Annotated in this window: 13 protein-coding genes; 4 read left to right on the top strand and 9 right to left on the bottom strand. The window is 70.8% G+C overall.

From position 1 onward, the window contains the following. Nucleotides 1-29 precede the first annotated feature (29 nt). The gene (locus ACLQ2O_RS10535; protein ID WP_425829785.1) at nt 30-572 is read left to right on the top strand and encodes a hypothetical protein; all 543 of its coding nucleotides are present in this window, start codon (nt 30-32) and stop codon (nt 570-572) included. Here the strand turns inward: ACLQ2O_RS10535 and ACLQ2O_RS10530 are convergent. From ACLQ2O_RS10530 to def, 4 genes are read right to left on the bottom strand one after another with little or no spacing between them, the layout of a single operon-like run. After that, nucleotides 569-1,564 (bottom strand): DMT family transporter, encoded by a 996-nt coding sequence (locus ACLQ2O_RS10530; protein WP_425829783.1) that lies wholly within the window; start codon nt 1,562-1,564, stop codon nt 569-571. The two genes, ACLQ2O_RS10535 and ACLQ2O_RS10530, sit on opposite strands and share 4 nt — an antisense overlap. A 49-nt stretch (nt 1,565-1,613) precedes the next feature. Next, nucleotides 1,614-3,071, bottom strand: a complete 1,458-nt coding sequence (locus tag ACLQ2O_RS10525; protein WP_425829781.1) for an RsmB/NOP family class I SAM-dependent RNA methyltransferase — start codon at nt 3,069-3,071, stop codon at nt 1,614-1,616. Beyond that, a complete protein-coding gene (gene fmt, locus ACLQ2O_RS10520; RefSeq protein ID WP_425829779.1) occupies nt 3,068-3,997 on the bottom strand; it encodes a methionyl-tRNA formyltransferase in 930 nt (309 codons plus the stop codon). The genes ACLQ2O_RS10525 and fmt overlap by 4 nt, the downstream gene beginning before the upstream one ends. Further along, a complete protein-coding gene (def, locus tag ACLQ2O_RS10515; RefSeq protein WP_425829777.1) occupies nt 3,994-4,542 on the bottom strand; it encodes a peptide deformylase in 549 nt (182 codons plus the stop codon). The genes fmt and def overlap by 4 nt, the downstream gene beginning before the upstream one ends. Nucleotides 4,543-4,743: 201 nt before the next feature. Between def and ACLQ2O_RS10510 the strand changes: the two genes are divergently transcribed. Together ACLQ2O_RS10510 and ACLQ2O_RS10505 are read left to right on the top strand one after the other, a co-directional pair. Next, nucleotides 4,744-6,078 (top strand): C39 family peptidase, encoded by a 1,335-nt coding sequence (locus ACLQ2O_RS10510; protein ID WP_425829775.1) that lies wholly within the window; start codon nt 4,744-4,746, stop codon nt 6,076-6,078. A gap of 4 nt (nt 6,079-6,082) precedes the next feature. Further along, complete coding sequence (locus ACLQ2O_RS10505) at nt 6,083-7,261, top strand: hypothetical protein (RefSeq protein WP_425829773.1); 1,179 nt, start codon at nt 6,083-6,085, stop codon at nt 7,259-7,261. Nucleotides 7,262-7,263: 2 nt separating this feature from the next. Here the strand turns inward: ACLQ2O_RS10505 and ACLQ2O_RS10500 are convergent, their stop codons facing one another. From ACLQ2O_RS10500 to ACLQ2O_RS10490, 3 genes are read right to left on the bottom strand one after another with little or no spacing between them, the layout of a single operon-like run. After that, nucleotides 7,264-7,887: an HAD family hydrolase gene (locus ACLQ2O_RS10500; RefSeq protein ID WP_425829771.1), complete on the bottom strand. Its 624-nt coding sequence runs from the start codon at nt 7,885-7,887 to the stop codon at nt 7,264-7,266. Between the two features lie 32 nt (nt 7,888-7,919). Further along, nucleotides 7,920-8,150, bottom strand: a complete 231-nt coding sequence (locus tag ACLQ2O_RS10495) for a hypothetical protein (protein WP_425829769.1) — start codon at nt 8,148-8,150, stop codon at nt 7,920-7,922. Between the two features lie 54 nt (nt 8,151-8,204). Then, nucleotides 8,205-9,434, bottom strand: coding sequence for an MFS transporter (locus ACLQ2O_RS10490; protein WP_425829767.1), 1,230 nt, complete (start codon nt 9,432-9,434; stop codon nt 8,205-8,207). Nucleotides 9,435-9,527: 93 nt separating this feature from the next. Here ACLQ2O_RS10490 and ACLQ2O_RS10485 point away from each other — a divergent pair, with 93 nt between their 5' ends. Then, nucleotides 9,528-10,526, top strand: coding sequence for a helix-turn-helix domain-containing protein (locus tag ACLQ2O_RS10485; RefSeq protein WP_425829765.1), 999 nt, complete (start codon nt 9,528-9,530; stop codon nt 10,524-10,526). Between the two features lies 1 nt (nt 10,527). Here ACLQ2O_RS10485 and ACLQ2O_RS10480 read toward each other — a convergent pair whose 3' ends face one another. Beyond that, nucleotides 10,528-11,109 (bottom strand): hypothetical protein, encoded by a 582-nt coding sequence (locus ACLQ2O_RS10480; protein WP_425829763.1) that lies wholly within the window; start codon nt 11,107-11,109, stop codon nt 10,528-10,530. 191 nt (nt 11,110-11,300) lie between these two features. Then, entirely contained in the window at nt 11,301-13,331 is a 2,031-nt protein-coding gene (locus ACLQ2O_RS10475) for a primosomal protein N' (RefSeq protein ID WP_425829761.1), read from the bottom strand. Nucleotides 13,332-13,481 lie beyond the last annotated feature (150 nt).

The following is a 13,481-nucleotide window of genomic DNA, read 5'->3' as shown; positions in this document are numbered from 1 at the left end:
GATCTCGGGTCCGGTGGGGATGATCGGCTGTGTCCTACTTCGCCATCCAAGGCTACGAGCCGCGCTGGCTCGACACCCGGCAGGCGATCGCGGCCGCCCACGGTCGACGGCTGTGCGCGCTGATCGGGCGGCGCCTCGACCGCGCTTGGCTGGCCTGGGACCGCGAGGCTGACGAGTGGTTCGCCGATGCCCCGGTCCTGCTGGACTTCGGGGGCGAGCAGGTGGAGGTCAACCACCAGAAGTTCAGCGACCTGTCCGTCACCTGGAACACCGTCGACCCTGTCGGGCAGGCGACCTGGTCGACCGGCGGTGATGACGACCCGGAGGCCTACACCTTTCAGCTCGGTTGGCGACACGACGCCGTACCCAAGTTGTCGGCAGTCGAAGGTCGGCGACTGACAGCCGTGGAGCTCCTCGAGTGGGCCGGCGGGGACGTTGCCGACGGCATGGTCGCGATCAGCTTCGTCTTCGACGAGGCACGGGTGACGATCAGCAACGCGCTCGACGAGAACGCCCTGGAGCTCGGTGCACCGCACCGCGGCTACCAAAGGCATCCACTCCAGCAGGTCTAGCTGCGGCGGAGGTTGGGGATTGCGGCTACTACTACGGCGACCAGGGCCAAGAGGGTGCCGGCTACTACGGGGAAGGTGACTTCGGTGCCTGCCGCGGGGGCGAAGAGGTCGAGGAAGAGGCTGGCGATCAGCTGGCCGGCGATGGTGCCGAGGCCCAGGACGAAGACGCCGACGATGCGGACGACGGCCGCGGCGGAGCTGATGAAGATGACGCCGCAGGCGCCGCCGACGTACAGCCAGGGGTCGGTCGGGAGGGACTTCGGGGCGCCGCGGAGGGCGATGTCCACGACGAAGACGATCAGCAGGGCGCTGGTGCCGACGAGGAAGTTGATGACGCCGGCGGCGACCGCGCCGTAGGAGTCTCCGGAGGCGGTGCGGGCCACCCGGCCGTTGATGCCCTGCTGGACCGCGGTGAAGATTCCGCCGAGGGCGGGCAGGATCGCGAGGAGCAGGCCGGAGGGGTGGCTGAGCCGGTCGGAGACAGCCAGTACGACGGCGATCACGGCGACCAGCGCGCCGACGACCCGGAGCGTCGTGAACGGCTGCGGGCCGGCCGGGCCGAAGCCGAGGCGGTCGACGACCAGGCTGCTGATCGCCTGCCCGCCGACGACCGCGACGGTGAAGACCGCGACGCCGATCGTCGCGACCGTGATCGACTGGGTCGCGACCAGGAACGCGCCGGCGAGGCCGCCGATGCACTGCCACCACCGCAGCGGGCCGCCGGCGCCTTCGGACGGCGTACGGACCGTGCGCCAGACGTTCGCGAGCGAGTGCCGGATCCGCGGCACCAGCGCGGTCGCGAGCAGCAGGATGATCAGCCCGGTCCCGAATGAGATCAGCGCGGCGGTCACGCCGTCGCCGAGCCGGTGGCCGAGCTCGCCGTTCACCCGGGACTGCAGCGCGACCAGGATGCCGATCACGAACGACGCGACCAGCCCCGCGATCTGGTACTGCTGGGCACTGCGAGCGGGGCGGGTGGCGGTCGTTGTCACCCCTCCATCATGACCGTTCGACTCAACGCGCCTGACACCGGTCCACGGTTCAGGACCGGCGGATCAGCGCCAGGTACATCGCGTCGGTTCCGTGCAGGTGCGGCCAGAGCTGCACGTCCGGGCCTTCCCCGAGCGACGGTACGCCGGGGAACAGCGCGCGGGCGTCCTCCAGTACGGCGTCCGGTCGGCTCGCCAGCACGGCGTCGACGACCTCGCGCGTCTCCCCCGGGTGCGGCGAGCACGTCACGTACGCGACGACGCCGCCCGGTCGCACCGAGGTGATCGCCGACGCGAGCAGTGCCTCCTGCAGCGGGCGGAGCTCCGCGACGTCGTCCGGCGTACGGCGCCAGCGCGCCTCAGGGCGACGCCGGAGTGCGCCGAGACCTGTGCACGGCACGTCGGCGAGGACGCGGTCGTACCAGCCGGCGGGCCAGGTCGGCTTGGTGCCGTCGCCGATGAGGACCTGATGCTCGCCGGGGATTGCGCGCAGGTTCGACCGGACAAGCTCGGCGCGGTGCTTCAGCGGCTCGATCGCGGTCAGAACAGCCTCGCCCTGGTTCGCGATCGCGGCGAGGAGCGCGGACTTGCCGCCCGGTCCCGCGCAGAGGTCGAGCCAGCGCGCGTCCTTGCCGTCGATCGGCGCGGTCGCCAGCGCGGTCGCAACCAACTGCGAGCCCTCGTCCTGGACTCCTGCACGCCCGGTCGCCACGGCCTGGATCCGGCCAGGGTCCCCACCGCCCTGCAGCACTGCGGCGTACGGCGACCAGCGGGCGCGGCTCGCGCCGGCCTCGATCAGCTCGTCGATGTCCGACAGGCCGGGGCGTGCGACGAGCGTGACCTTCGGGGGCTCGTTGTCGGCGTCGAGCAGGTCCTCGACGGCCCGATCGAGCGCCTCCGCCGAGGCGCTGCGCTCCGCCGAGTCGGCGGGCGCTGCCGAGTCGGCGGGTGGGGCGGAGGGCGGCGCGGCGAGGGCATCGGCGAACGCTTCGATGACCCAGCGGGGGTGGGCCTTGGCGATCGACAGGTAGCCGAGGGGGTCCTCCTCGGGCTTCGGGGCGACGTTCGCGATCCACTGGTCGAGCGTGCGCTGGCTGATCTTGCGGAGCACCGCGTTGACCAGGCCGCTGCGGCTCTGGCCGGCCTCGGAGCGGGTCAGCGTGACCATCTCGTTCACCGCAGCGTACGAGTCGACGCGCATCCGTAGCAGCTGGTGGGCGCCGAGGCGCAGCAGGTCGAGCAGCTCCGGGTCGAGGTCGGCCAGCGGACGCGAAACGCTGCGCGCCAGGAACGCGTCGTACGTGCCCTGCCAGCGGAGCGTGCCGTGCACGAGCTCGGTGCAGAACGCGGCGTCGCGGCCGCCGAGGCGCTGGTCGCGGAGCGCCTTGTTGAGGGTGAGGTTGGCGTAGCCGTCCTCGCCGTTCACCTGCCGGATCACCCGGTAGGCGACCTGACGGACCTTGTCGGGGCGCCTTTGCGGGGCGCGGTTACGGGGACTGCGGTCGCTCACTCGGAACCCAACTGATCGTCTGCGGTGATCCGTACGCCGCGGGCCCAGTCGGCCCCGGCCATCGGTTTCTTGCCCTGCGGCTGGACGGTGACCAGCTCGATCGCCTTGCTGCCCGTACCGACCTTCACCGACGACTTCGCCGCGTCCAGTACGCCGGGCGCCAGTTCCTCGTCGGTCAGCGCGACGGCGAGGACCTTGAGCCGCTCACCGCGGAACGTCGTCCACGCACCGGGCGCCGGGTTGCACCCACGGACCAGCCGATCGATCTGCTGGGCCGGGTGCTTCAGGTTGATCTCGGCGTCCTCGACGGTCAGCTTCGGCGCGATCGTGATGCCGTCGGCCGGCTGCTCGACCGCTTGCAGCACGCCGGCCTCGATGCCGTCGAGCGTGTCGACGAGCAGCTTCGCGCCGGACACGGACAGCCGGGTGAGCAGGTCACCCGACGTGTCCTGAGCGCCGATCGGCTCGGTCAGTACGCCGTACACGGGACCCGCGTCGAGCGCCTTGACGATCCGGAACGTGCTCGCGCCGGTGACGTCGTCGCCGGAGATGATCGAGTGCTGCACGGGCGCGGCGCCCCGCCACGCGGGCAGGACCGAGAAGTGCAGGTTGATCCAGCCGTGCCGCGGGATGTCGAGTGCTGCCTGCGGCAACAGTCCGCCGTACGCGACGACCGGGCAACAATCGGGCGCGATCTCCTGGAGCCGGGCCAGGAAGTCGGGGTCGCTCGGCTTGACCGGCTTGAGGATCTCGATGCCACCGAGCTGTTCGGCGTACTGGGCGACGGGCGAGGCAACGAGTTTGCGGCCGCGGCCGGCCGGGGCGTCCGGACGGGTGACGACGGCAACCAGTTCATGGCCGCTGGCAACGATGGCCTCGAGCGCGGTGACGGACACCTCGGGGGTGCCGGCGAAGACGAGTCTCACAGGCCGAATCCGTTCATCGAGTGCGGTGAGACCTTGATCTGCGGCGGGCCCGACAGGCCCGACCACTCGGCCTCGCGGATCGCCTTCATCGCGGCCTTGCGGGTCTCGCGGTCCAGCCGGTCGACGAACAGGACGCCGTCGAGGTGGTCGGTCTCGTGCTGGATGCAGCGCGAGAGCAGGTCGTCGCCCTCGATCAGCACCGGGTCGCCGTACATGTTGAACCCGCGGGCGATCACGTGCTCGGCGCGACGGCAGTCGAAGGTCAGGCCGGGGATCGACAGGCAGCCCTCCGGGCCGAACTGCTCCTCCTCGCCGAGCGTGAGCTCCGGGTTGACCAGGTGCCCGATCTCGCCGTCGATGTGGTACGTGAAGACCCGCAGACCGACGCCGATCTGCGGCGCGGCCAGACCGCTGCCGGGCGCGGCCTGCATCGTGTCGGTGAGGTCCGCGACCAGGCGGCGCAGCTCGGCGTCGAAGTCGACGACCGGGTCGGCCTTGGTCAGCAGCACGGGGTCGCCGAACAGGCGGATGGGTTGGACCGACACACAGACTCTCCTTCACAGCGCAGGACCACCCAAGTCTAGTGGTGGCCGTACGGCGGGCTGCGGCGGTCCGGTACGAGGGGGCGCCGAGCGATCACACCGTTGTAATTCGTGGGGGCCACTCCCAGTTGTTGCCTTCAGCACGTAGTGTGTTCTCAGGCGTACCTACAGTCACACAAGCCACACGCCCAACGGGAGTTAACAATGCGCACAGCGACACGGGGGGCTGCCGCACTGATCACCCTGGGGGTCCTGCTTTCGCAGGCACCGATTGCCCGGGCCTACGAGTTCGTGCCGAGGGAAGGTGCCGTGGGGGCGGCGCCGACGAGCGGGCCTTCCGAGGCCGACCCGACGGCCGCACCTTCGAGCGAGATCTCCGACCGCGCCGAGCCGACCACCGCTCCGACCGAGGCTCCTTCGACTCCGCCGCCGGCCGGCGACCCGGACTCGGCGGCCGAGCCGCCGGTTGCACAGAGCTGGAGCGAGTTGGCAGGTCAGGTCGCGGCGACGTCGCCGAGCAACCTGAACCTTCGGGTCACCGCCGCGGAGCAGTCCAAGCAGGTGATGCGGTGCTTCAAGCTGGAGACCGAGAACTACTGCCTCGGGCTCGGGTTCGTCGACAAGCTCCCGACCGGCGCCGAGATCAGCTCGACGGTCGCCGAGCCGGACACCGCGCGGGACGATCTGCGGGCCGGAGTGTCGGCTGAGCAGGACATCGCCACGGGCGCGTTGAGCCCGGCGGCGTTCGTCGCCGAGCGGGCCGAGATGAACCAGGGTCAGCGGACCAACGCCGAGCTCGAGGAGATGCAGGCGGCGTGGGACGGGCGCGACAAGGCGCGGGCGCTGCGGGAGCTCGACGGCAATCCGCCGGCGGATGCGCCGGGATCTGGTGAGCCGAGCGGCGGGCAGACCGTCGTACCGAAGCCTGGTGATCCGTCGACCAAGCCGGCGCCGCCGCCGCTGAAGCCGCCGGCCGCCACCAAGCCGAAGCCGGCCTCGAACTACATCATGAAGGGCTACCAGACCTCGCAGGACAAGGGGTACTGGTGCGGTCCGGCGACGTTCCAGTCGATCGACTGGGCCGACGACAAGCAGAAGGACACACAGGCGTCCTGGGCCAAGGACCTCGGCGCGACCACGTCCGGTACGGCGATCTCCGCGATGGTCAAGCAGACCAACCTGAAGACCAACTGGGACCTTGCCGCCGGCACCTACATCGTGCAGAACGTGAGCCACTGGACGCCGGCGAAGTTCCTGCAGGTGCACCAGAACCACCTCGGCGACGCTGCCCCGGCGCCGGTCATCGAGCACGTGCAGCTGCTGAAGCGGTACTTCCCGTACCTCGCGTTCAACCACAGCGGGCACTACCAGGTCGGCCGTGGTTACGACATGAAGGCCAAGACCGTCGGCATCTACGAGGTGTTCAACGAGCGCCGCTTCAACAGCCGCGGCAACGTCACCAACGGCCCGCGCAACATCCCCGCCACGGCGATGTTCAACGCGACGCTGGCGAACGCGTTCAAGAACATCGGTCTGTAGGCCAATGCGACGTCGTCACCTGCTGGTCCCGATCACCGCGGTCGCCCTGCTGGCGGCCGGGTGCTCGGGATCCCCGGAGAGCGCTCCCTCTCCGTCTCCCTCCTCCGGTACGCCGAGCAGCACCCCGCCGCGCCCCGGCGGTACGCCGAGCCAACCGCCCGGCGGCACACCGACCGTCAGCCCCGGAACACCGTCGGGCAAGCCGACCTGGACGAAGATCCTGCGCCAGCCCGTCGACGGGCAGCACGTCGTCACGCAGCAACGCAAGTACCTGGTCACCCGCGGCAGCGACGAGGCCGGTACGACGACGGTGACCGACCGGGCCAGCAAGAAGGTCGTCGTACGGCATGCTCCGCCGGCCGGGTTCGTCGCGCAGTCGCCGGTGGTGATCGACGACCGCTGGGCGCTGATCGAGGAGATCCGCGACAGTGGATCGAGCCCGCAGATCCGCGTGTACCGGTACGACCTCACCACCGGCGCGAAGACCGATCTGGCGACGCAGAAGGCGCTCCCGCGAATCTCCGAGCCCGAGATCGGCGCGTACGACGGGACGTTCGCCTACAGCAGCACGGATGCTCGCAAGCGGTCGTGCCTGGTGATCGCGTCGCTGGACACGTTGGTCGCGCGGACGGTCACGTGCGTGGCGGATCCCGGCTACATCGCCGACCCGACCGTGTCGGCGGACTCGGTCACGTACAGCGCGATCACCGCGCCGCAGAGCCCGCAGCGCTGCAAGCGGTTGTTCACGGCACCGCTCTCCGGTGGTGCCGCCACGCCTGTCGTTGCCAGTCGCAACTGCATCCAGTGGAGCGGCGCAACGTTGCGCGGGGCAACCGTCTGGTCGGAGATCGGTGCGGACGATCCGGACCAGTACCAGAGCCGCGCTTACGTGCGTGACTCCGCCGGCACCGCCGCGCGTTCACTCGGCTCGATCGTCACCGACACGATCGTCGCCTGCGGCAACTGGATCCACTGGGAGGTCCGGACGATGACGAAGGGCGTCGAGACCTACCAGCTCCACCGCTGGCAACCGGGCCTCGCGCGTCCGCAGGTCATCTACACCACTCCCCCGGACACGGCCATCACCGCACCAACCTGCCAGGACAACACGCTGATCGTCGAGGCCGCCCACTTGGGCGGAAGCACAAAGTTCACCGAAGCCCTGGCGACCGGCACCACCTGAGGTCAGGGCTTGAGTGGGAGACGCCGGTCGCGGAGTTGGGTGCGGAGGGGTGCTGCTCCGGTGAAGAGTTCCGCGTCCAGGCCTGCGGCGCGGGCGGCGGTGATGTTGCGTTGGACGTCGTCGGTGAAGAAGGTGCGGGACGGGTTGAGGGTGAAGCGGTCGACGAGGATGCGGTAGATCTTTTCGTCGGGCTTCACGACCTGTTCGTGGCCGGAGACGATCTGGCCGGTGAAGGTGTCGAGGATCGGGAACGCCTGCTGGGCGACGGCCCACTTCTCGCCGGAGAAGTTCGTCAGGGCGTACGTCGGGACGCCGAGTGCCTGGAGCTCGGTGAGGATGTCGACCGTGTCGGTCAGCAGGCCCTTGACCATCTTCAGCCAGCCGGTGTCGTACGCGGCGATCCACTCGGCGTGCTCCGGGTGCAGCGCGGTGAGCTCCTCGACGGCCTCGGCCCACGGGCGGCCGGCGTCCTGCCGCATGTTCCAGTCGAGCGTGGTGACGGCCGTCAGGAAGTGCCGGCGCTGCTCCTCGTCGAGGATCAGCTCGGCGTACAGGTAGTCGGGGTTCCAGTCGAGCAGGACCCCACCGATGTCGAAGACCACCACGTCGATCGTCGGTTCCGTCATGGCGGCAACCCTATGCGACGCCAGCCGGCGACCTACTCGGGCGTGTCCGGGCCGTCCTTCTTGCGTGCCTTGGCCGACGTACCGGCGCCGATGGCGACGCCCAGGGCGATGCCGACGCCCACGCCGAGGGCGAGGTTGTCGAGCAGGAGACCGAACCCGGCGCCCAGTGCCACCCCGAGCGCGATCCCGGTCGCCAGCGCCGTGTTCGCCTGCTTGGCCTTGTCCTGGTCAGCGGAGCCGTTGGGCTCCTGGTTGCTGCTCATCGTTTCCTCTCCTGGACGAGATGTATCCGTACAGCTTCCCCGACGAGGAGCTCATCAAGGCGTCGGTACGGCGTCCTGCGTGGCGGCGTTGGCGGCGGCCCGGGCGTGCAGCGCCGGAGCCAGGGCCAGCTGACCGAGGAACAGCACGACCCCCAGTACGGCGCACGCAAGCCAAACCGTCGTCGCGCCGGCGTGCTCGAGAGTGTTCGTACCCAGCAGCGGCCCGATCACACTGCCGAGGCCGAACGACATGCTGCCGGCCAGCCCCAGGTACCCGCCGCGCAGATCAACCGGCGCAAGATCGGCGAACACCGCGCCGATCACAGCGGCGAACCCGATCTCCCCAACAGTCCAGACGACAACCGACAGCCCGTACCCCCACCAACTGTCGACCGCGGCACCGACCCCGAACCCGACACCGACCACCAGCATCGAACCCGCCAGCAGCTTCGGCCGGTCCAGCGCGGCGAGACGGCGGTTGACGAACGGTTGGACGACCACGATCACCACCCCGTTCAGGGCGATGACCAGCCCGTACGTCGAGCTCGGCAGCCCGTCGGCCGCCATCGCGAGCGGCAGGGTCGAGTAGCCCTGGAAGTAGATCGTCGCGTAGCCGATCTGGAGCAGCACCATCAGCAGGAACGTGGTGTCGCGCAGGACGACCGGCAGCAGCGCTCGTCGGGTCGTGCCCTCGTCGAGCGCAGGCCGGGTCTCCGGAACCATCCGCCAGATCACCAGCGCCGCCACGACCGACGTTCCGGCGTTGATCCAGAACAGCAGGTTGTAACCGACGCTCGCCAGTACGCCGGCGCTGACAGTCGAGACCGAGAAGCCGAGGTTGATCGCCCAGAACAGCAGCCCGTACGCGCGAACGCGCTCTCTCGGCTGGAGCAGATCGGCAACCGTGGCCTGGACCGCCGGGCGGAACAGGTCGCCCATCAGGCCGACGACGAACGCGGCGCCCGCGATCGTCTCGAGCGACCGGGTCGAACCGAGCAGGATCAGCGCGGCCGCCGTCCCGAGGAAGCCGATCAGCATGGTGCGGCGGCGGCCGATCCGGTCGGACAGCCAGCCGCCGACGAGCTGCGAGACGACCGATCCGGCGCCGACGGCCGCGGCGACGGCGCCCGCCGTACCGGCGGACAGGTGCCGGTCCTGGGTCAGGTAGAGCACGAGGAAGGGCTGGACGAAACTGCCGAGACGGTTGACCAACTGGCAGACCCAGAGCGCCCAGAACGCGCGGGGCAGCGGAGAGCGCTCCCTCGGGGAGCCGATCACAGTCATGGATCCAGCGTCGCGGCGGACGGCGGCGGTGTCGAACATTAGTTTCTGCACTAACCCTCGCGCGCCCGGCCGAGCGTCACTAGAGTCGTGGGAGTGATCAGCATCAGGCTCAACACCGACGACGTCAGCCGGATCCGGTTCGCGTTCTCACCGGTCTGGGAGACGGTCACCAGTGTGCGGGCCCTGAGCAACAGTTCGCCGGGGAGCGTGCACGGACCGTGGCTGCGCAGGGTGCGTCCGCTGGCGGAGGGCGACGACCTGATGCTGCTGCGGGCGCTGATCCCGCGGATCGGGTACATCGCGGACTTCATGACGCCGGCGCCGCCGCGGCGGTCGACCAGCTTCGAGGCGGGGCTGGCGGCGATCGAGGCCACGCCGTACGAGCTGGTGGTGGACGAGCTCAGCCGGGTGCACCGGGGAAACCCGAATCCGCTGCTGCCCGGGCTGATCGCTGATCCCGGGGAAGCGCTCTCGCGGATCACCGGGGCGCTGCGGACCTACTGGCACCGAGCGGTCGAGCCGGACTGGCGGCGGATGCGGGCGTTGCTGCAGGAGGATCTCGCGTTCCGGCTCGACGAGTTGGCGGCGGGTGGGCTCGATCGACTGTTCCGGAACCTGCATCCGTCGGTACGGCTCAGTGACGACCGGATCGAGATCGATCGGCCGTTCGTCTGCCCGGACGGAGTACCGAGTGCTGGGCAGGGGGTGCTTCTGGTGCCGTGCGTGTTCACGTGGCCCGCGGCGTTGCCCGTGACCGGCGCGCCGCACGTGCCGACGATCACCTACCCCCCGCGCGGGCTCGGGCGGTTGTGGGAGAGCCAGCAGGAGACCGCCGGTTCGCCGCTGGCCGAGCTGGTCGGGCGGACGCGCGCGGCGATCGTGAGCCACCTGGACCTGCCGATGTCGACGACGCATCTGGCGCACGCGTTGGACGTTTCGGCGCCGACGCTGAGCGTGCACCTCGGGATCCTGCGCAACGCCGGCGTCGTCGACTCTCGCCGTGACGGCCGGACGGTGCTGTACTTCCGGACCGCGCTGGGCAACCAGCTACTGACGACCTCGGGCACGAGTCAGCTGTCCGAGACGGCCTGACTCAGTCTGTGCACCGGCGGCGGTAGTACGCCCACGTGACGGCGCCCAGCAGCGGACGCCAGAGGATCAACGGCAGGTACGCGGTCGCCATCAGGAGCTGCCAGCCGCCCTGCGGCTCCAGCGGGTCGTGGAACAGGTCGGTGAACATCAGCGGGTTGAGACTCCACAGGAGCGTCAGCGCGATCGCTCCCACGGTGGCCGGTACGACGGCCGCCAGCGGGCGCACCCGGCGCCCGCCGATGATCGGCAGCCACGCGGGAACGATCTCGCCCCACGGCCGGACGAGTCCAAGGGTCAGCAGGGCGAGACCTTCGGTGATCAGGCTCAGCGCGATCAGGTAGGCCCGGTCCGTCCCGTCGGCGGCGTTGGCCGCGATCCACTCGGGCTGGTAACCCATCGAGAACCCCGCCGCGAGCGCGAGCCGCCACAGGCACGATGGGAGAGCGGTCAGCGCCGTCACATGAGCAGCGCCAATGGGCCAGCCGGCTGAGCGCCGCCCATCCCGGTGGCGAACGCTGGGCTGGGGGCGCGGCGGCGGCCCGGCCGCGAACAGCCTGCTGAAGTACGGCGTGGTGCTCGTCATACCGACGAGCTTTCCAGCGCGGGCCCGCCTTCGGATCCCCCACCAAAGGGAACTGCCTCCCCCGTCCGGTGGAACGCGCTCGGGCCATCGAGTTCGACGGCCTGCGGCGACGCCTGGGGCCGAGCGGGCGGTCGGGTGTGCGGCGGGAGCGACGAGCAGGGCGACGACCGGGAGCGACGAGCAGGGCGAGGTCAGCCGAACGTGGCCGGATCGACCTGGACGCGTAGCGGGCCCGGGAGCTTCTTGGTGCCGCGAGCGGCGACTGCTTCCTTGAGGACCCGGGCGAGACCGTACGCGCGCGGCGTGCGAACGACAGCTCGCACGGTCTCCTCGTCCACGTCGACCGGGCCGAGGACCTCCAGCCCCGCGGTCGGATCGATCAGTTCACGCACCCGAGCGACCATGTCCGCGACCGCGTCCGACGAACCGACCAGCTCGGCAAGCTTGGCGGCGGGAGCCAACCGCGCGGCCCGGCGTTCCTCGAGCTCGCGCGTCGCGTAGCCCTCGGGGCTCCAGCGAACGACGGCCTGCAACGGCATCGCCGAGGGTTCGCCGACCATGATCACCTTCCCGCCCTCGCGCGCCGGCCGCACCATCGCGGCCGCGTTGAACCACCGGCGGACGGCCTCCTCGGGCGCCCGCAGATCAGGCCGAGCGAGCAGTAACCACGTGTCCAGCAACAACGCCGCCGAGTACCCGTTCTCCGCGACCGGTTCGGCACCGGGCGTCGTGACGATCAGCGCCGGATCCCCCGGGATCTCGTCGAGCATGCTCTCCCCGCCCGACGTCCGGACCAGCACTCCCGGGAACGCCCGACCGAGCTCCTCCGCCGTACGCCGGGCGCCGACGACGGCCGCGCGCATCCTCGTGTCGCCGCACTCCGGGCACCGGTGATCGGCCGCCGGGCGGCCGCAGACCGTGCAGCTCGCCGGCCCGGACGAGCCCGTACGACGAAGCGAACCGCCGCACGTCGTACACCGCGACGGCGTCCTGCACGTCTGGCACACCAAGCTCGGCAGATACCCCGCGCGCGGAACCTGCACGAGGACCGGCCCGGTCTTGAGCCCCTCGCGCGCGACCTCGAACGCCTGGTGCGGCAACCGCGCGGCCCGAGCGCCGGGGTCGCGGGCGAGATCGCGGTCCGACTCCCCCGCGATGTGGACGGCGGGCGCGGCGGCGCGGGTGACGGCGCGGTCGGCGATCAGCTCGTTGGCCCAGCCGGTTTCGAGCAGCGCGGCGGTCTCGGCGGAGCGGGCGAATCCACCGAGCAGCGCCGCGCACTTCTGGCGGAAGGCACGGAGCAGCAGGACCTCGCGGGCGTGCGGGTACGGCGCGCGCGGCTCGGCGTACGAGTCGTCGCCGTCGTCCCAGAGCGCGACCAGGCCGAGGTTGGTGACCGGCGCGAACGCGGCCGCGCGGGTGCCGATCACGACGCGGGTGCAGCCGCGGAGCGCGGAGATGAACGCGCGGTACCGGGCGGTCGGGCCGAGGTCGGCCGAGAGCGTGACGAAGCCGTCGGGGCCGAGCACCGCCGTACAGGCTTTGGCGAGTCGCTCGAGGTCGCGGGCGTCGGGGGCGAGCAGGAGCGCGCCGCGGCCGGTCGACGCGCAGACCGCGGCGGCCTGGGCGAAGGCGAGCGCCCAGTCGGCGCCCGGCACGGCGGTCCAGATCGCGCGGGGGGCTTCGGTACGGCGTACTGCGTCGAGGAAGCCTTCGGCGTGCGGGTACGGCGACCACTCGTCGGTCGCGGTGGACTCGACCGGGCGGATCGGTTGGTCGCACCGGAGGGCTTCGGCCTCGACCTTCGCAAGCCTTGGCGGGACTGCTAGGCGGGTGACGTCCGCGAGGACTCCGGCGTACCGGTCGGCGACGGCGCGGCAGAGGTCGGCGACCTCGGGCGTGAGAACCTGCTCGGGCGAGACGACCTTGCGGATCCGCGCCAGCTTGCCGCCGTGCTCGGAGGTCTCGAGCCGCTCGAGCACGAACCCGTCGAGGTCCTTGCCGGCGAACCGCACCTTCACCCGAACCCCCGGCTGCGCAGTCGCGGCGAGGTCGTCGGGGACGAGGTAGTCGAACGGGCGATCCAGGTGCGGCAGGGAGACGTCGACCGCGACCCGTGCGACGGGCAGCGTGCCGGTGATGTCGGCGGGCGCTTTCGTGCGCGAACGCCGAACGGTCTCGCGCAGCAACGTCAGCTGCTCAGGAGACTCGTTCGGTGCCACTCGGGAACTCTAGTCCGATCACCCGACAACCCGCTGGAGGCCTGTGGACAACACGACGACGCGGTGGTGCGGGAGGCCTGGCAGCGCCGGATACGTCGCCTGAGGCCGCGGCGGCGCCAGTTGGTTTCAAGGCAAGTGCCGCCAGTTGGC

It is taken from the genome of Kribbella sp. DT2 (assembly GCF_049844575.1).
GTDB lineage: Bacteria > Actinomycetota > Actinomycetes > Propionibacteriales > Kribbellaceae > Kribbella.
Note: the sequence above shows the minus strand (reverse complement) of the source record. Positions and strands in the feature narration are given on the sequence as shown.

What these genes read in the sequence shown, in the direction of transcription:
- ACLQ2O_RS10510 (WP_425829775.1), top strand. Translation starts at nt 4,744, where the DNA reads ATGCGCACAGCGACACGGGGGGCTGCCGCACTGATCACCCTGGGGGTC.
- ACLQ2O_RS10505 (WP_425829773.1), top strand. Translation starts at nt 6,083, where the DNA reads ATGCGACGTCGTCACCTGCTGGTCCCGATCACCGCGGTCGCCCTGCTG.
- ACLQ2O_RS10500 (WP_425829771.1), bottom strand. Translation starts at nt 7,887, where the DNA reads ATGACGGAACCGACGATCGACGTGGTGGTCTTCGACATCGGTGGGGTC.
- ACLQ2O_RS10495 (WP_425829769.1), bottom strand. Translation starts at nt 8,150, where the DNA reads ATGAGCAGCAACCAGGAGCCCAACGGCTCCGCTGACCAGGACAAGGCC.
- ACLQ2O_RS10490 (WP_425829767.1), bottom strand. Translation starts at nt 9,434, where the DNA reads ATGACTGTGATCGGCTCCCCGAGGGAGCGCTCTCCGCTGCCCCGCGCG.
- ACLQ2O_RS10480 (WP_425829763.1), bottom strand. Translation starts at nt 11,109, where the DNA reads ATGACGAGCACCACGCCGTACTTCAGCAGGCTGTTCGCGGCCGGGCCG.